Origin of the sequence: Polaromonas sp., from assembly GCF_012927415.1 — a bacterium.
In the GTDB taxonomy this organism is placed as follows: domain Bacteria; phylum Pseudomonadota; class Gammaproteobacteria; order Burkholderiales; family Burkholderiaceae_C; genus Polaromonas.
This window is the reverse complement of record NZ_JABBPF010000049.1, coordinates 22,696-39,438: the sequence shown is the minus strand read 5'-3', so window position 1 is coordinate 39,438 and position 16,743 is coordinate 22,696. Positions and strand designations below refer to the sequence as shown.

The 16,743-nt window shown below is 57.7% G+C and carries 16 protein-coding genes and 1 pseudogene; 8 read left to right on the top strand and 9 right to left on the bottom strand.

Features of this window, described 5'->3' with window-relative positions; all coding sequences use genetic code 11:
• The 4 genes and pseudogenes from HHJ19_RS05305 to HHJ19_RS05290 all read left to right on the top strand — a co-directional run.
• Positions 1-279 (top strand): annotated as a pseudogene (locus tag HHJ19_RS05305) (tRNA (guanosine(37)-N1)-methyltransferase TrmD); the annotation flags it as partial.
• A gap of 133 nt (positions 280-412) precedes the next feature.
• Positions 413-778, top strand: a complete 366-nt coding sequence (rplS, locus tag HHJ19_RS05300; RefSeq protein ID WP_296904741.1) for a 50S ribosomal protein L19 — start codon at positions 413-415, stop codon at positions 776-778.
• Between the two features lie 66 nt (positions 779-844).
• Positions 845-1,552, top strand: coding sequence for a CoA pyrophosphatase (locus HHJ19_RS05295; protein ID WP_296904740.1), 708 nt, complete (start codon positions 845-847; stop codon positions 1,550-1,552).
• Positions 1,553-1,634: 82 nt separating this feature from the next.
• The gene (locus HHJ19_RS05290) at positions 1,635-2,654 is read left to right on the top strand and encodes a CobD/CbiB family protein (protein WP_296904739.1); all 1,020 of its coding nucleotides are present in this window, start codon (positions 1,635-1,637) and stop codon (positions 2,652-2,654) included.
• Positions 2,655-2,678: 24 nt separating this feature from the next.
• Here HHJ19_RS05290 and rsgA read toward each other — a convergent pair whose 3' ends face one another.
• Genes rsgA through HHJ19_RS05275 form a run of 3 tightly spaced genes read right to left on the bottom strand, consistent with a single transcriptional unit; the run spans position 2,679 to position 5,250 of the window.
• Positions 2,679-3,650 carry a ribosome small subunit-dependent GTPase A gene (gene rsgA, locus HHJ19_RS05285; protein ID WP_296904738.1) on the bottom strand — a complete coding sequence of 324 codons (972 nt, stop codon included), beginning with the start codon at positions 3,648-3,650 and terminating at the stop codon, positions 2,679-2,681.
• Positions 3,647-3,967, bottom strand: a complete 321-nt coding sequence (locus HHJ19_RS05280; protein ID WP_296904736.1) for a 4a-hydroxytetrahydrobiopterin dehydratase — start codon at positions 3,965-3,967, stop codon at positions 3,647-3,649. Before HHJ19_RS05280 ends, rsgA begins: the two co-directional genes overlap by 4 nt.
• The gene (locus HHJ19_RS05275; RefSeq protein WP_296904734.1) at positions 3,964-5,250 is read right to left on the bottom strand and encodes a M48 family metallopeptidase; all 1,287 of its coding nucleotides are present in this window, start codon (positions 5,248-5,250) and stop codon (positions 3,964-3,966) included. Before HHJ19_RS05275 ends, HHJ19_RS05280 begins: the two co-directional genes overlap by 4 nt.
• A gap of 34 nt (positions 5,251-5,284) precedes the next feature.
• Between HHJ19_RS05275 and orn the strand changes: the two genes are divergently transcribed.
• From orn to HHJ19_RS05260, 3 genes are all read left to right on the top strand, one after another.
• Complete coding sequence (orn, locus tag HHJ19_RS05270) at positions 5,285-5,848, top strand: oligoribonuclease (protein ID WP_296904732.1); 564 nt, start codon at positions 5,285-5,287, stop codon at positions 5,846-5,848.
• Between the two features lie 391 nt (positions 5,849-6,239).
• Entirely contained in the window at positions 6,240-8,156 is a 1,917-nt protein-coding gene (locus HHJ19_RS05265) for a DEAD/DEAH box helicase (RefSeq protein ID WP_296904730.1), read from the top strand.
• Positions 8,157-8,305: 149 nt separating this feature from the next.
• Positions 8,306-9,196 carry an alpha/beta hydrolase gene (locus tag HHJ19_RS05260; protein WP_296904728.1) on the top strand — a complete coding sequence of 297 codons (891 nt, stop codon included), beginning with the start codon at positions 8,306-8,308 and terminating at the stop codon, positions 9,194-9,196.
• Between the two features lie 22 nt (positions 9,197-9,218).
• Here HHJ19_RS05260 and HHJ19_RS05255 read toward each other — a convergent pair whose 3' ends face one another.
• Together HHJ19_RS05255 and HHJ19_RS05250 are read right to left on the bottom strand one after the other, a co-directional pair.
• Complete coding sequence (locus HHJ19_RS05255; protein ID WP_296904726.1) at positions 9,219-10,196, bottom strand: GMP reductase; 978 nt, start codon at positions 10,194-10,196, stop codon at positions 9,219-9,221.
• Between the two features lie 205 nt (positions 10,197-10,401).
• Complete coding sequence (locus HHJ19_RS05250; RefSeq protein WP_296904724.1) at positions 10,402-11,133, bottom strand: hypothetical protein; 732 nt, start codon at positions 11,131-11,133, stop codon at positions 10,402-10,404.
• Between the two features lie 21 nt (positions 11,134-11,154).
• On the opposite strand from HHJ19_RS05250, the gene HHJ19_RS05245 reads away from it, so the two are divergent.
• A complete protein-coding gene (locus HHJ19_RS05245; RefSeq protein ID WP_296904722.1) occupies positions 11,155-13,614 on the top strand; it encodes a UvrD-helicase domain-containing protein in 2,460 nt (819 codons plus the stop codon).
• 19 nt (positions 13,615-13,633) lie between these two features.
• On the opposite strand, the gene HHJ19_RS05240 is transcribed toward HHJ19_RS05245, so the two are convergent.
• From HHJ19_RS05240 to HHJ19_RS05225, 4 genes are all read right to left on the bottom strand, one after another.
• A complete protein-coding gene (locus HHJ19_RS05240; protein WP_296904720.1) occupies positions 13,634-14,059 on the bottom strand; it encodes an ABC transporter substrate-binding protein in 426 nt (141 codons plus the stop codon).
• Between the two features lie 393 nt (positions 14,060-14,452).
• Complete coding sequence (locus HHJ19_RS05235; protein ID WP_296904718.1) at positions 14,453-15,253, bottom strand: BPSS1780 family membrane protein; 801 nt, start codon at positions 15,251-15,253, stop codon at positions 14,453-14,455.
• A gap of 39 nt (positions 15,254-15,292) precedes the next feature.
• A complete protein-coding gene (locus HHJ19_RS05230; protein WP_296904715.1) occupies positions 15,293-16,243 on the bottom strand; it encodes a homoserine kinase in 951 nt (316 codons plus the stop codon).
• A gap of 36 nt (positions 16,244-16,279) precedes the next feature.
• Entirely contained in the window at positions 16,280-16,630 is a 351-nt protein-coding gene (locus HHJ19_RS05225) for a hypothetical protein (protein WP_296904713.1), read from the bottom strand.
• Between the last annotated feature and the right edge of the window lie 113 nt (positions 16,631-16,743).

The following is a 16,743-nucleotide window of genomic DNA, read 5'->3' as shown; positions in this document are numbered from 1 at the left end:
GGCAGCCACCAGCTGGACAGTTTCAACCCGGCGCTTGACGGGCTGCTCGACTGTCCTCACTACACCCGACCCGAAATCTGGCGCGGCAAAGCTGTTACGCCCATTTTGATGTCCGGCAACCATGCTCATATAGAGCGTTGGCGACGTGAGCAGCGGCTCGCATTGACTCAACGCCAGCGCCCTGAACTGGTGCAAAAAGCACGTGTTGCTGGTTATTTGAGCGAAAGCGACCAGGTTTTTCTGGCTGATTTGATCGAAAATCCTGACCAGGATGCTTGAATTGCTATAATACGAGGCTTTTTCGATCCTCTGGCGGCCACTGCAACCATCTGTGCTTTCTCCGAAACACATCATGGATTTGCGGTCTTTAGCGTAGCGCGTGAATGAGCGAAAAAAGTTAGATGGATAAATCATGAATCTGATCGAAACCCTTGAGCAGGAAGAAATTGCCCGATTGAATAAAACCATTCCTGTGTACGCTCCTGGCGACACCGTTATCGTGAGCGTCAACGTGGTTGAAGGTACGCGCAAGCGTTTACAGGCCTTCGAAGGTGTCGTGATTGCCAAACGCAATCGCGGCCTCAATTCGAGCTTCATCGTTAGAAAGATCTCCAACGGAGAAGGCGTCGAGCGTACCTTCCAGGTTTACAGCCCACTGATCGCCAAGATCGAAGTGAAACGTCGCGGTGATGTGCGTCGCGCCAAGCTGTATTACCTTCGTAGCCGTAGTGGCAAGTCTGCGCGCATTAAGGAAAAACTGGGCGTCAAAGCTGCATAAAAACAGTTTTGCCTAAAAAAGCCGCTCTTCGGAGCGGTTTTTTTTGCCTGTTAGGCTGTGCCCTGTATGACTTTTTTCAAGCCTGTACCGCCATTTGACCCGCGCAGCATCCCGGTGCTCGGCATTGACAATCACCTTTCGGGTGTGGCACTGGATCGACTTACGCCGCAGGCCCTGCGCACACGTTTCAGGCAACCGCCTTATTGGGCTCCCGAGCATAGTGTGGAAAAAATGTTTTCCGACCGGCAACCGGCGCTTGCCGCGGTGCTGCTGCCGCTCGTGATGCGCGACGAACTCACGCTGTTGTTGACCGAGCGCTCCACCAACCTGTCAACCCATTCGGGCCAGATCGCCTTTCCGGGAGGCCGTACCGACGAGACCGACCAGGACGCGGTGGATACCGCCTTGCGTGAAGCACAGGAAGAAATTGGCTTGCAGCGGAATTTCGTGGAAGTGTTGGGAACCCTGCCAACTTATGTCACAGGAACGGGGTTCATCATCACGCCTGTGGTGGCACTTGTAAGGCCCGGCTTTGAGTTGCAGCCCAATTCTGCCGAGGTGGCGGACGTTTTTGAAGTTCCACTCGGCTACCTGATGAATCCCGCGCACCATCGCCGGCATGAAATTGAATTCGATGGAGTGCTACGCCAGTGGCTTTCCATGCCCTACACCGAACTGGGGGTCGAGGCGGGTGGTTCGGGAGCGAGAGAGCGTTACATCTGGGGCGCGACTGCCGGCATGCTGCGCAACTTCTACCGTTTCCTCAGCGCGTAGGCGACACCTAATCCGTTTTTGGCTTGGCAGGCTGAAGGCAACAAAGCCGCCGTGCCGGCATCAGACGCCGTTATGATTTGACATGAGCTTTTTTGCCGTTTTGTTTGCACTCATTCTCGAACAGGCCCGCCCTTTAGCCCGTGGCAACTGGGTTCATGCCGGCTTTCTGGGGTGGGCGCGCTGGGCTCATCGCAGCCTGGATGCCGGCAAGACTCACCATGGATGGATTACCTGGATCTTCGCTGTGATGGTTCCGACGCTGCTCACCGTCTTGATCCACTGGTTGCTATGGCGGGTCAATGTGTTGCTGGCCTTTGCCTGGAGCGTGGCGATTTTGTATGTCACGCTGGGTTTTCGTCAGTTCAGCCACTACTTTACCGACATACGTGATGCGCTGGATGATGGAGACGAGGCCACGGCGCGTGAAATGCTTGCGCAATGGCGGCAGGTTGATGCCAGTGAACTGCCGCGTAGCGAGATCGTCCGCCATGTCATTGAATACTCCGTGCTCGCTGCTCACCGTCATGTGTTTGGCGTGCTGGGCTGGTTTTCGGTGCTTGCTGCACTCGGTCTGGGGCCTGCGGGGGCTGTGCTGTACCGCATGAGTGAATTTGTGGCGCGGTACTGGTCCCACAAGAGCAAAATGCCTGGCGAAGGTGCCAGCCTGGCCCTGCAGCAAGTCGCTACGCGCGCCTGGGGCATTATCGATTTCGTACCTTCTCGTGTCACCTCCCTGGGGTTTGCGGTGGTGGGAAGTTTCGAGGACGCTATCGATGCGTGGCGTCATTACACCCAGCGTTTTCCTGCCGATGGTGCTTCGGCCACGGCGAACCGCAACGACGGGCTGATTCTGGCGGCAACATCCGGCGCGGTGAATGTGCGGCTGGGTGGTCAAGCGCTCAAGGCTGTCGTTTCGCCCAACAGCGCGCAGGAGTTCCAGGCGGGAGGCCTCTATGGCGAAGACGTCGCCGCCACGGAATCGACGCCCGGCCGGGAGCCTGAAGTGGCGCACCTGCGCAGCGTAGTGGGTCTGGTCTGGCGTTCTGTGGTGCTCTGGATGGTGCTGCTTGCGCTGCTCACGCTGGCGCGGCTACTGGGCTGAAATTAGTTACTTTCCGCGGTATTTTCAGTATCGGGTCTGGGATAACTCGGCAAATAATTCGCTATACAAACGATAGCGGCTGGTACTGATATTGCCTGGACTTTTCGGCGAATTGACCTTTGAAATCACACCACAACCCGGTTCATGCAGATGCGTGCAGTTGTAGAACTTGCAGTCCTGCGCATGGGCCTTGAAATCTGGCATGTAGTTGGCCAGCTGCATCGGGTCGATATGGTGCAGGCCAAACTCCTGAAAACCGGGTGAGTCAATGAGCGCCGTGGTCCGCGCTTCGTCTACCCAATAAAGCGTGGTGCTGGTGGTGGTGTGTTTGCCCGAGTTCAGTGCCTGGGATATTTCGGCGGTCAGGACCCGTGCACCCGGAACCAGAAGATTCGTCAGGCTGCTTTTTCCTGCGCCTGAAGGCCCCAGCACCAGTGTCTTTTTACCGTGCAGCAAGCCCATCAGCTCGGCAGTCTGCACAGGGTCAGGAAGTGCGTCGGCCGCTTTGGGCTTGATTGCCAGCGGCAGCATCCGGTAGTCCATGGCGCGGTAGGGTGCGAGTTTGGCCCAGGCGCGCGTAAAAGGTTCGACCAAATCACTTTTGTTCAATGCAATGATGGGGGCGATGTGTTCGGCTTCAGCCGCTATCAGGGCGCGCGTCAGCTGGCTTTCCGAAAACTCGGGTTCTGCGGCGATCAGGATCAGGACCTGGTCGAGATTGGCGGCAAACGATTTGGTCCGCATCTCGTCCTGCCGGTAAAACAGGTTGCTGCGCTCCTCGATTTTCTCGATGGTTCCTTCGTCCTGGGAAGGCAGCCAGCGGATACGGTCGCCCACGACGACCTGGCTTTTTTTGCCGCGCGGGTGGCAGATCACGCGCTGTCCCGATTCCGTTTCGACCAGCACGTGTCGGCCAAAACCGGCCACCACCAAGCCGGGCAGGGTGCCCGCGATCGGTCCGGCGCCAACTCGCGCGGCACGCGAGGGCTTGCTCAAACCAGCAAGGCGTCAACCTTTGACGCGCAGAAAAAATCACTGACAGAAATGCCTTTTACATCATGCGTGTTGAAGCGCACCGTGCACCGGCTGTAAGTCAAGGCAAGGTCGGGATGGTGGTTTTCTGCATTGGCGATGAAGGCGACAGCGTTGACGAAACCGATGGTCTCGTGGTAATTTTTAAAGTCAAATGTTTTCTCCAGCGCGCCATCCAGCAGGCGCCAACCTAGGGCCTGCTCACCATTGAGCTTGCTTAGCTGGGTGACGATTTCCGTGGCGCTCAGGGCGCGGCGGTTTTGATGACTTAGCTGCGTCATGGTGTGGTGTTTTCGAGCGGAATCATCCTGCCCAGGCGCTCGGAGGCGGGTGGGTGTGAATAGTAAAACTTCACGAACAGCGGGTCTGGTGTGAGGGTACTGGCATTGTCCTGGTAGAGTTTGAGCAAGGCACTTTGCAAGTTCCTTCCATCGGTTTGCGAGATCGCATAGGCGTCGGCTTCGAACTCATGCTTGCGCGAAAACTGCGCCATGATCGGTGAGATAAAAAAACTGAACATCGGCACCACCATCAAAAACAGCAGCAGCGCCAGCGCGTCATTGGCGGCGGTCAAATTCGGCCGAACGCCCAGCCCTATGTAAAACCAGAGCTGTGATGACAGCCAGCCCAGCAATGCAAAACCAGCCAGGCTCATGGCAAACATCAGCACAATACGTTTGATGATGTGTTTGTGCTTGAAGTGCCCCAGCTCGTGCGCCAGCACCGCATCGACTTCACCCGGGCTGAGCTGCTTGAGCAGGGTATCGTAAAAGACCACCCGCTTGGCCGCGCCAAATCCGGTGAAATAGGCGTTGGCGTGGGCCGAGCGCTTGCTGCCATCCATCACATACAGGCCTTTGGCGGCAAAGCCGCAACGCTGCATCAGCGCGGTGACTCGAGCCTTCAGGGCTTCGTCTTCCAGCGGCCTGAACTTGTTGAACAGCGGCGCGATCACGGTGGGAAAAAGCACCAGCGCCAACAGGTTGAATCCCGCCCAGACGGCCCAGGCCCAAAGCCACCACCACATGCCCGCGCTATCCATCAACCAGAGAATCAGCGCCGCGATGGGCAGGCCAACGACCAAGCCGACCAGCGTGGACTTCAGCAGATCCGTCAGCCAGAGTTTGAAGGTCATTTTGTTGAAACCGAAGCGATCTTCAAGCCTGAAGGTGGTGTAGAGGGTAAAAGGCAGGTCGAGCAAGCCGCTGATGAAGCCAAAGGCTGCCAGCAAGGCGAGTTGTGGGACCAGACTGCCGTAGTCGGCCAAAGCCGAATTTGTCAATGCCCGGTTCAGTGCGTCTATGCCGCCAAGCAGCGTCCAGCCCAGCAATACCGCAGCGCCGAAGGCCATTTCAAGTATGCCAAACCGCGACTTGGCAATGGTGTAATCGGCGGCTTTTTGATGGGACGCGAGCGAAATGCTCGATGCAAATGCGGCCGGCACTTCGTCGCGGCGCCGCGCCACATGGCGGATTTGCCGGGACGCCAGGTAGAACCGGATGAGCAGTCCCAGCGCCAGGACGGCAGCAAACAGCAGGGTAAACACAAGAGAGATAGGGGTCATCGCCGAAGTTTAGGCTATCGGCGAGAATCGGGTGATGATAGATACCGAAGCCGCCCTAAAAAAATCCGACCAGAACCTTGTCTGGCTGGACTGCGAAATGACCGGACTGGACCCGGATAAAGAGCGCATCATTGAAATTGCCGTGATTGTCACCGGCCCGCAACTCACGCCGCGTATTGAAGGCCCCGTTTTGGCTGTTTATCAGTCTGATGATTTGCTCGACAAGATGGATAAGTGGAACAAGGGCACCCACGGGCGGACCGGCTTGATTGACAAGGTTAAAGCCAGCACCGTGACCGAGGAAGAGGCGCAGGCGCAGTTGCTGGCATTTCTGGCAAACTACGTCCCCAAAGGCACGGCACCGATGTGCGGCAACTCCATAGGCCAGGACCGTCGCTTTCTCGCCAAATACATGCCGAAGCTTGAAGCTTTTTTTCATTACCGCAATGTGGATGTGAGCACTTTCAAGGAGTTGGCAAAGCGCTGGCGACCTGATGTTTATGCAGGGTTCAAGAAGCGCGGAAGCCACACGGCGCTGGCGGATGTGAACGAGTCGATTGACGAGTTGCAACACTACCGCGACCATTTTTTGAAGTAATCTTTGGCAGTTTTGCCCTCATGTCCAGGATTTACGGTGATGGTCAGCTATTAAAATCATAGTGAACCAAGGCGCTGGAAGACTGGTTTCATGCCGCGCAACGCATGGCTTTACTGCCGGTATTGAAGGGTACTGGTGGCCGCCCGAAAATCGTGCCATAATATGCGACTTGCAGTTGCACGCCGTGCTGATTGCATTTGTACATCTACCTCACACTTTTGGACTCTATTTTCAGAGTCACTGCATCAAGGCAATCCTGTTCTTGATCCGTATATTCGTTTGATGGTTGATGTTTTATTAACCATGAACGAAGCCTTTCGCATCGCGGGAGGTGGAGTTTCCTGTTCTTCGCCAAAAACGAAGCGTGCAGGGGATTAGTGAGAAAAAACACATGACTGACTCTTTTGAGACTCGTGGCGATTCTGCGCCCGAAACTACTGAAACCATTTCCGACCTGGAAATCAACATCATTCCGGACTTTTCTTCGGACGAGCCCCTGATTGCCGCCACGTCGCTTGAAGCGATCGCGCCCGCGCCTAACGGCTTCGTGAAACTGGGCCTTGCCAAGGAACTGCTGCAAGCGGTTGCCGACATGGGTTTTACCCAGCCGACTGCCGTGCAGATGGCTACCATTCCCAAGGCCATGCAAGCCCTGGATGCTGACCCGAAAGCGCCAAAATTTACCGACCTGCTCGTTTCCAGCCAGACCGGTAGCGGCAAAACTGCAGCTTTTTTGCTGCCCGTGCTGCACACTCTGCTTAAACAGCAGGAAGAAGCCGAGCGCAGCGAACGCGCCGAATTCGAGCGCCTGAGCGCGGAAGCTATCGCCCGTGGCGAAGCACCGCTGAAAAAGCCAAAGCGCAAAGACCCGACCAACATGCGCAACTTCAAGGCCGCCACCCCCGGCGCACTGATCCTGTGCCCAACCCGTGAACTGGCCCAGCAGGTTTGCGCCGATGCGATTGATCTGGTTCGTCATTGCCGTGGTTTGCGCATTGCCAACGTTGTTGGCGGCATTCCTTACCAGTTGCAAATCGCCAAGTTGCAGAATGCCGACCTCGTCGTGGCGACACCTGGCCGTCTGCTCGACTTGCAACGCAGCATGCAGATCAAGCTTGACCAGGTGCAATTCCTGGTAGTTGATGAAGCTGACCGCATGCTGGATCTCGGCTTCGCCGACGACCTGACCGAAGTCAACCAGCTCACCATTGAGCGCAAGCAGACCATGATGTTCAGCGCTACTTTTGCGCCGCGCATCATGCAACTCGCTACCCGCGTCATGCGTCAACCGCAGCGTGTGGAGATTGACTCCCCTCATGAAAAGCATGCGTCGATCACGCAGTCGCTGCTGTGGGCCGACAACATGACCCACAAGCGCAAGCTGCTGGACCACTGGTTGCGCGACACCACCATCAACCAGGCCATCGTCTTTGCCTGCACGCAGGTGGAATGTGACGGCCTGGCCAATGATCTGGTGCAGGAAGGCTTCAGCGCTGTGGCGCTGCATGGCGCTTTGGGCCAGGGCCTGCGCAACCGCCGCCTGATGGCTTTCCGCGACGGCCGGGTGCAGATTCTGGTGGCTACCGATGTGGCTGCCCGTGGGCTGGACGTTCCGACCATCACCCACGTCATCAACTACGGCCTGCCGATGAAAGCGGAGGATTATGTGCACCGCATTGGCCGTACCGGCCGTGCCGGCCGCGAAGGGCAGGCGATCACGATTGCCGAATTCCGCGATCGTCGCAAGATCCAGGACATCGAACACTACACGCAGCAAAACCTCAAGGCCAGCGTGATTGCCGGTCTGGAGCCGCAGCAGCGTTTTGCACCGACCTCCGAGCGCCCACGCGGTAATTTTGGTGGTGACCGTGGTGGCCGCAGCTTCGGCGGTGGTGACCGTGGCGGCTTTGCTGGCCGCAAGCCAGCGGGCGGTGGCTTTGGTGGAAATTCGGGCGGTGGCTTCAACGGCAACCGTGATTCCGGTACCGGCTTTGGCGGCAATCGTGATGACCGTGGCGGTTCCTTCCAGGGTCGCCCTTCGGCGCCACAGGGCAATGCCTATGCTGACCGTTCGGGTTTCAATGACCGTAATGCCCGCCGACCGGATGACCGTGGTTTCGGCAACAGCAACGCCGGTTTTGCACCGCGTGAAGAGCGCAATTTTGGCGGCGGCAACGAAAGTTTCGCGCCCCGTGCTGATTTCGCCAACCGCAAACCCGCATTCGCCAAGCCTGCAGGCAAGGTGTTTGTGCCGCGCGATGCTGCCAAAAAGCCGAGCGGCAAGTTCACCAAACCCTTTCGCGACTGAGCACGACACAACTCACTGATTATATTTAATCAGCCATCAAGCCACAGGGCCGCTGTGAACCGGAAGGTTTGCAGCGGCCTTTTTCGTGGCGGTTCAAAAAAGGAGATTGTGCCAAGATACGGTTCTGCCAAAAGCCGGAGGAGAAATTGATGAACAGCGCCGCAACACAGTGGGACCCGCAGTGGCTGGACCGCATGTACAACAACCGCCTGCTGGTGCCGGACCATGCCGTCCACCTCGCTCGCTGGGCGGAAGAATCCCGCAATGCGCGAGAACAGCTGTCTTGCCAGCTGGACCTGACCTACGGCAACAGTCCCGGAGAGACGCTGGATATTTTTCCGGCTGCTGGATCGATTGGTGAAAAAGCGGCGCCCGTGCTGGTATTTATCCACGGCGGTTATTGGCGCGCGCTGGACAAGGCCGATCATTCCTTTATTGCGCCGGTCTTTACCGGGGCTGGCGCCTGCGTCGTGGTGCTCAACTACGCCTTGTGCCCTGCGGTGACGATTGAAGACATCGTGGGGCAGATGATCAACGCGCTGACGTGGACGTGGCGGCATATCGCGGCCTATGGGGGTGATCCTGGGCGCATCACCTTGGCCGGCCATTCCGCGGGTGGGCATCTGGCCGCCATGATGCTGGCCTATAACTGGAAATCCCATGCATCCGATTTGCCGCAGGGCCTGGTGAGCAACGCGCTGTCGATTTCAGGTCTGTACGATCTCGAGCCGATTCGCCGCACGCCTTTTCTCAAGGATTTGAAGCTGACGCCGGAGCAGGTTCGCCAAGCCAGTCCGGTTCTGCTGCCGCATCCGCCGCAAGGCACGCTTTACAGCGTGGCCGGAGCTGATGAAAGTGAAGAATTCCTGCGGCAGAACCGCCTGATCCAACAGACATGGGGCAGTGACACCGTACCCGTCTGCGAATCCCTGCCCGGGCTCAATCATTTCAGCGTGCTGGAAGCCTTGATTGAGCCTTGTCACCGCCTGAATCGGCTGGCGCTTGAACTGCTCGGATTTGCCGAAGTGCCGAGCCGCTAAAGAGCCGTGGCACCGTGCGGCCTCACATCATCAGGTCTTCATTCGAATTCTTGCCGCCCAGCACCACGTAGTTGACCTTGCGGATGTCCATGAGCCGGGTGCCGCCAGAGTAGCTGATGGCACTTTGCACATCTTCTTCCATTTCGCGCAGCGTATCGACCAGCTTGCCCTTGATTGGCTCCAGGATGCGTTTGCCTTCGACATGCTTGTACTCGCCCTTGTTGAAGTCAGAAGCGCTGCCGTAGTATTCCTTGAACAGCTTGCCGTCGACCTCGACGGTCTGGCCGGGGCTTTCTTCCAGGCCCGCCAGCATCGAGCCGATCATCACCATGGTCGCGCCAAAACGGATGGATTTGGCAATGTCGCCATGTTCGCGAATGCCGCCGTCAGCAATGATCGGTTTGGTCGCCACGCGGGCGCACCATTTGAGCGCCGAAAGCTGCCAGCCGCCAGTGCCAAAGCCAGTCTTCATCTTGGTGATGCAGACCTTGCCCGGGCCAATGCCGACCTTGGAGGCGTCGGCGCCCCAGTTTTCCAGGTCAATCACCGCTTCGGGCGTGGCCACGTTTCCGGCGATCACAAACGATTCCGGCAATTTTTTCTTCAGGTAGCCGATCATTTTCTGCACCGTATCGGCGTGGCCGTGGGCAATGTCGATCGTGATGTATTCAGGCGCCAAGCCCTCGGCAACCAGCTGATCCACCGTGGCGTAGTCGGGTTGCTTGACGCCCAGCGAGATCGAGGCATACACGCCCTGGGTTTTCATTTCGCGGACAAACCGCAGGTTGTCCAGGTCAAAGCGGTGCATGACGTAAAAGTAGCCGTTTTTTGCTAACCAGACGCATATGTCTTTATTGACCACTGTCTTCATGTTGGCTGGCACCACCGGGATGCGAAAGCTGCGGCTGCCCAGCGTGACACTGGCGTCGCACTCCGAGCGGCTTTCCACGCGGCACTTGCGCGGCAACAGCAGGATGTTGTCGTAGTCGAAAATTTCCATGATGTTCCCCAAGCTGCAGAAAAACCGTTGATGTACAGGAGGCGCTTGAACTAGCCGGTTTTTGTCAGCAGGTTTTCCCGCGCGGCTGAAACTGCCAAAAAAAACCGGGCGCAATTACTTGGGCCCGGCAAATGATTCTAAACGCTCGCTGCGTGGCTTGAAGATGGCGCTGGCATGCCCTTTGAAATCCCGCAAGCCCTTGGCCTCAAGGTGCGGCGCAGCGAGATTGTGCGGCCGCCATGACCTGGCCCTTCTCATCCTCTACCCAGCCGATTACCCGCAAACGATTCGGATTGGCGGCCGGGATGATATTCATCGAACGCGATTCAAAAAAGCGATTTTGCTCTTTTTTAGATAGCGGTCTATCACCGTCCCAATTGGACTTGATCAAGTTTCTGACCAGATTTCTCTCTATTGGGGAACCTTCGGTGCCAACCGGCAGAGTTTCGACCAGCGCCAGCCAGGAAGTCCAGCGCTGCCTCCTGGCGGTCAAGGGAATCGGTTTGAGTTCAATCGATGCCCCCAGATAGTCGGCCAGCGGCAAGCCGTGCGCTACCCGGAGTGTGGAGTCCTGGAATCCCCTTACCGGGCGAGTGCGCGTTGCGGATGCGGCAGGAACGGCTTCGCCTAGCGCTTGCAGCCGCAGCTGCGCATCGCGACTGGCCACGGGAGACAGCGGCGCGTCGTCACCCTTGCTGCCGGGAACTATCCAGTCCAGTGCGAGTACACCGGCGCCCGCCGCAGGCGTTGCGGGGTCGGTCCAGCAAGTGTCGCAATCGGCATTGATAAATCGTTCGATGAACTGCCTGGGCCGGGGCTGGCCGTCGCTGGCGCAAAACGACTGCGCGTGAACAGTGGGCATGCCCACCAGCAGGACTGCGGCGCAAAGCATGACGTTAAATTTGAAGGGTGACTTAGGGGTTCTGAATGCTTTCATCGGGTCTTTCTACAATGAGGGATGTTCTCAGAAGTCGTTTCGCCATCCCCACTCTTACAAAATCTTAATCCGGAGCAGCTGAGCGCGGTGACCTTGCCGGCCACCCATGCGCTGATTCTTGCGGGAGCCGGTTCGGGCAAGACCCGGGTGCTCACCACCCGCATTGCCTGGCTGCTGCAAACCGGTCAGGTGTCGCCCGGCGGCGTTTTGGCGGTGACCTTCACCAACAAGGCCGCCAAGGAAATGTTAACCCGCCTTTCCGCCATGTTGCCAGTTAACGTGCGCGGCATGTGGATTGGCACTTTTCATGGCTTGTGCAACCGCTTTTTGCGCGCCCACTACAAGCTGGCCAACCTGCCGCAAGGGTTCCAGATTCTGGACACGCAAGACCAGCTGTCGGCCATCAAGCGCCTGTGCAAGCAGTTCAAAGTGGACGACGAACGTTTTCCCCCGAAGCAGCTGATGTACTTTATCGCCGGCTGCAAGGAAGATGGCCAACGCGCCAGGGATGTGCCGGTGCGTGACGAAGATGGCCGAAAAAAAGTCGAAATATATGCGCTTTACGAGGAGCAGTGCCAGCGGGAAGGCGTGGTGGATTTCGGGGAACTGATGCTTCGCAGCTATGAGCTGTTGCGGGACAATGCCCCTGTGCGCGAGCACTACCAACGGCGCTTTCGCCACATCCTGATCGATGAATTTCAGGATACCAACAAGCTTCAATACGCGTGGATCAAGATGCTGGCGGGGCAGGGCGAAAATGGGGCCCTCGGCGAGCATGCAATGCCGGGCGGCTCTGTGGTCGCGGTCGGCGATGATGACCAGAGCATTTATGCCTTTCGCGGCGCGCGCGTGGGGAACATGACCGATTTTGTACGCGAGTTCCATGTCACTCACCAGATCAAGCTGGAGCGCAACTACCGCAGTTTTGGCAACATCCTCGATTCGGCCAACGAGCTGATCAGCCACAACAGCAAACGTCTGGGCAAAAACTTGACGACTGAGGCCGGTCCGGGTGAGTTGGTTCGGGTGTATGAATCCACCAGCGACTTTGCCGAGGCGCAATGGTTTGTCGATGAAGTCGAGCAACTGGTTCGAGACGGCACCGAGCGCAAGGAAATTGCTCTGCTCTACCGCAGCAACGCTCAAAGCCGGGTTATGGAAACGGCGCTTTTCAATGCTGGCGTGCCGTATCGGGTCTACGGCGGCCTGCGTTTTTTCGAGCGTGCTGAAATCAAGCACGCGCTGGCGTATCTGCGCTTATTGGATAACCCGCACGACGACACCAGCTTCATGCGCGTGGTCAACTTTCCGCCGCGCGGCATCGGTGCGCGCAGCATCGAACAATTGCAGGATATCGCCCGGGCTTCAGGCTGCTCGCTGCACGATGGGGTGAGCGCGGTGGCCGGCAAGGCCGGTGCCAATCTCGGCGCTTTTGTCGCCAGGCTGGATGTCATGCGTGAGCAGACCACGGGTCTCACATTGCGCGAAATCATTGAGCTGGTGCTGCAGCAAAGCGGGCTTGAAGGGCATTACAAAACCGAGAAAGAAGGCCAGGATCGACTGGAGAATCTGGCTGAGCTGGTGAATGCCGCTGAATCCTTTGTCAGCCAGGAAGGCTTTGGCCGCGATGCCGTAGCCATGCCGGTCGATGAGTTGGGTGGGCGTCTCGCGCCGTCTCTTACGCAATCACCGGCCAGCCAGGGACTGGCTATTTCCACGGCGTCCGCGCCGTTGCTCGACGAGCTTTTGCCGGAACTGCTGGCGCCTGATAGCGACACCGGTGAAACGCTTTCGCCGCTGGTGGCTTTTTTGACGCACGCCGCCCTGGAGTCTGGCGACAATCAGGCCCAGGCAGGCCAGGATGCCGTGCAACTCATGACTGTGCATTCATCCAAAGGGCTGGAGTTTGACTGTGTGTTTATCACCGGTCTTGAGGACGGCATCTTTCCGCACGAAAACTCCATGAGCGACCAAGGCGGGCTTGAGGAAGAGCGCCGCCTGATGTATGTGGCCATCACGCGCGCGCGCAAACGGCTGTACCTTAGCCATTCGCAAACCCGCATGTTGCATGGCCAGACACGTTACAACCTGAAAAGCCGGTTTTTTGATGAGTTGCCTGAGTCGGCACTCAAATGGATCACTCCGAAAAATCAGGGCTTTGCTTCCGGTTTGGGGTCGGGCAGCTGGGGCGGTGCTGGCAATTCGGGCACTGGAGGAGGCCGCAGTGATTGGGCCAGCAGTGTATTTTCTTCAAAATCCGGCAGCGCGGAGCACTTTGCCAGCCCGCCAGTTCCCCCGCAGCGCAATACGCCTTCGCACGGGCTTAAAAGCGGCATGCAAGTGTTTCATGCCAAGTTTGGTGAAGGCAAGGTGTTGATGCTTGAAGGCAGCGGCGACGATGCCCGTGCGCAAATCAATTTCACGCGGCATGGCGTGAAGTGGCTGGCGCTGAGTGTTGCCAAGCTGACGCCGGTGAATTGACTTGCATCCCGTGGTTCGATCACGGGGCGTGGCCCTTTTTGCACCGAAGAAACCAATTTTCCCGCGTGGCGCCCGATTGCTGGTTCGTGGCCGCCAGGCGCGTGCTACCTGAGCAGTTTGCCGTCCCGCCCAACACGGTCACTTCGACAAACTTTGAGCCCGCATGATTTTGCGGCGAGAAGCTCACCTTGAAGCCGCCGACGTCATAGCTGTTCATTTTATCGAGCTGGATCATGATTTTCTGGCGTGTCGGATCTGCGCCGGAACGGCGAATCGCCTCAACCAGAATTTTTGCTGCAATGAAGGACTCCATGCTGGCATACGACACCACCTTTTCAGGCTGGTATTCTTTCATCAGGGTCTGGAATTCCCGCGCCTCAGGCACCAGGGCGGAGTAGGGGTAGGAGCCGCTTACGCCGCGTATGCCGGCCGTCAGCGTCAGCATGGCGTTGGCGCGGATGAGACCCCCTAGCCCCTGACGCTGGCCACTGCGCCACTGATCAGACGCAACAGGCTGAAAGCATTAGGCGTGGTACCCCGTTCGACCGGCAGTCTTGTGTTCTGTCACTCCTGGAACGCGGAATTACCATTCAAAAACAGCGGATCCGCATCCGGCGCGGTGTGTAGACCGTCACCGGTCTGAATCGTTTGCCGGGGGCTCAGGCGGCTGCCATTGTCGGTGGCATTCCCTGACAGTTGTATAATTTTGCTACGCTGCTACGCCACCGTTGCAGGCAGTCCCCCCATCGCCAGCCATGCGGCAGCGGTTTCGAGCATGTCACGCGTTTTGGACGCAAAAAATCTCTCTTTTTTTGCCGGTCTTGCAACAGGTGCCGGGTCATGGCGTATTTTCTGGATTGAGGGTTTCGTCGGTCGGGGAGGCTTCAAAACTGTCGCGAAACGTGAAATAGATCGACGTAAAAAACATCGCCACGATTACCAGGGCTACGGGAAACATGACGACCGTGGCTATCATCGGATTACCCAACAAGCTGGCGATCAGAGAGACTACGACTGCGGCCAGAATGAAGACGCCCGTCCAGGCGAGGCCGAACACTGTAAACGCGCCGAAGTTTTTGTAGCAGGCCATGAAGCTGAAAAACAGGCTCTTGACCGGCGTCACTCCATGCCAATGAACCAGCGCCGGCGCATGCCAGAACAGCAGTGACAGAGGCAGATACAGTCCCATTGCCACCCACATGGCCATCTGAAAGCCGCTTTGCAGCACCATTTCTTCAGTGATTTTGCCACCTACGAGGTAAAGCCTGGCAAACTGCCCGCCGTCGAATAAAGCCGATACCCCCATCAGTGCCAGAAAGCCTGCTGCGTACAAGGCGCCGAGCACCATCATCGCCCGTTTGCGCTGCTGGCCAGCCCGAAAAGCGCTGATCAGAATGGAAGGCATCGGGAACTTGCCTTTGGTGGCTTCCTGAGTGGCGGCCATAAGGCCCAGCGTGGCGGCTGGTAGCAGCGCCAGCGCCAGCGCCGCACCGATAAAGGGCACCAGCGTTGCGACCGATAGTATGGCCATGAACATGAAAAACAGGCCGGACATCGCCAGCGGCTGCTGCAAAAAAGTCTTCATGCCCAGCTTGACCCAAGTCAGGCCGGTGCGGGCGGGAACGATATTGAGTTTCATGAGGCAAGAGCGGGTTGATGACCCCGATTTTCGGTTGTATTACAGGGTGTAGGGGTGTGCAAGCCGTTCGCGCAACACGCGTTCAAAATGGCCGGGGTCGTGTGCCGTCAGCACGGCCGCCTCGCGCGGCAAATGAAAGTCCCACAGGCGAGAAATCCAGAAACGCAATGCTCCCGCGCGTTGCTGCGACGGAAGCAGGCTGCGTTCCTGCGTTGTCAACGGGCGCACGCCCTGGTAGGCGGCCATGAAGACATCGGCACGCGCCGCGTCAAGCGCGCCGCTTGCAAGGTCAATACACCAGTCATTGAGGCAAATCCCAATGTCAAACAAAAAAATGTCGCAGCCGGCAAAGTAAAAATCAAAAAAACCGGTGAGCTGGCTGTTTTCGAACATCACGTTGTCGCGGAACAAATCAGCGTGGATGGCACCGCGCGGCAGACTGCGGTAAGCCGCTGATTCCGCAACATGGTTCTGGTAAGCCAGTTCGCCCAGAATCAAGCTGCGTGGAGAGTCTCCCAATTGCGGCAGCACCAGGGGAACCGTGTCGTTCCACCAGTTCAGACCTCGCAGATTGGGCTGTCGGCGGGGATAGTCCAGCCCGGCCAGATGCATGCGGGCCAGCATTTCACCGACGCTCGCGCAATGCGCTGCTGTCGGAGCGAGTTCGCTGTGACCGCGCAACTTGTTGACCACGGCGGCTGGCTTGCCCTTGACACGATGCAGGATGTTGCCGCTGGCGTCCGCAACCGGGTTGGGTACAGGAATGCCGTGCGTCGCCAGGTGCTTCATCAGGTACAGGTAAAACGGCAATTGCTCGAAGGTCAGGCGTTCGAACAGTGTCAGCACAAACTGGCCCTGATCAGTATCTACAAAATAGTTGGTGTTTTCGATGCCGCCTGCAGCGCCCTTGATGCTCTGCAGTTGCCCCAAATCAAGAGAGCTCAAAAGAGCTCCAGCCTCGTCAAACGAGACTTCGGTAAATACGGCCATGCCTGAAACTGAACCCTGTACTAAAGAGCGAAAAAATTAAAACTTCAGCACGTTCCAGACGCGCGAGCCGTTGGTATCGGTGCTGGTGGCGGCTGGCGCTGTGCCGCGGGCACCTTCAGCGGGTTTGACCTCATAAGCTGCCCCGCCGGTTTTTGGTTGCACCGTGATTTTTTCAGTTTCGCCGCCTACCCGCAGCTCGTCAATGCGAGTGCCGGCGTCTTCCGTGCGTATGCGCTGGATTTTCTTGTCCGAGCGCGCAGCACCTTCCGGCTTCTTTTCCATTGCCGAAGCTGCGTTTTGCGAAGGCTCCTGCGTTTGGGCCACGACCGCAGCCAGCGGCAGCGCTACAAGGGCAGCGGCAATTAAAGGGCGAAGCGCGGTTTTCATCCTCATATTGTAGGCTTGGGAGCTTGGCATTCCCAGGAAAAATGGAGCCGGGCAGACCAGCCGGGAAGTCCGGGATTTCAGGCTGAGATCAGCACAGGGCGTTGCCCGCAAAA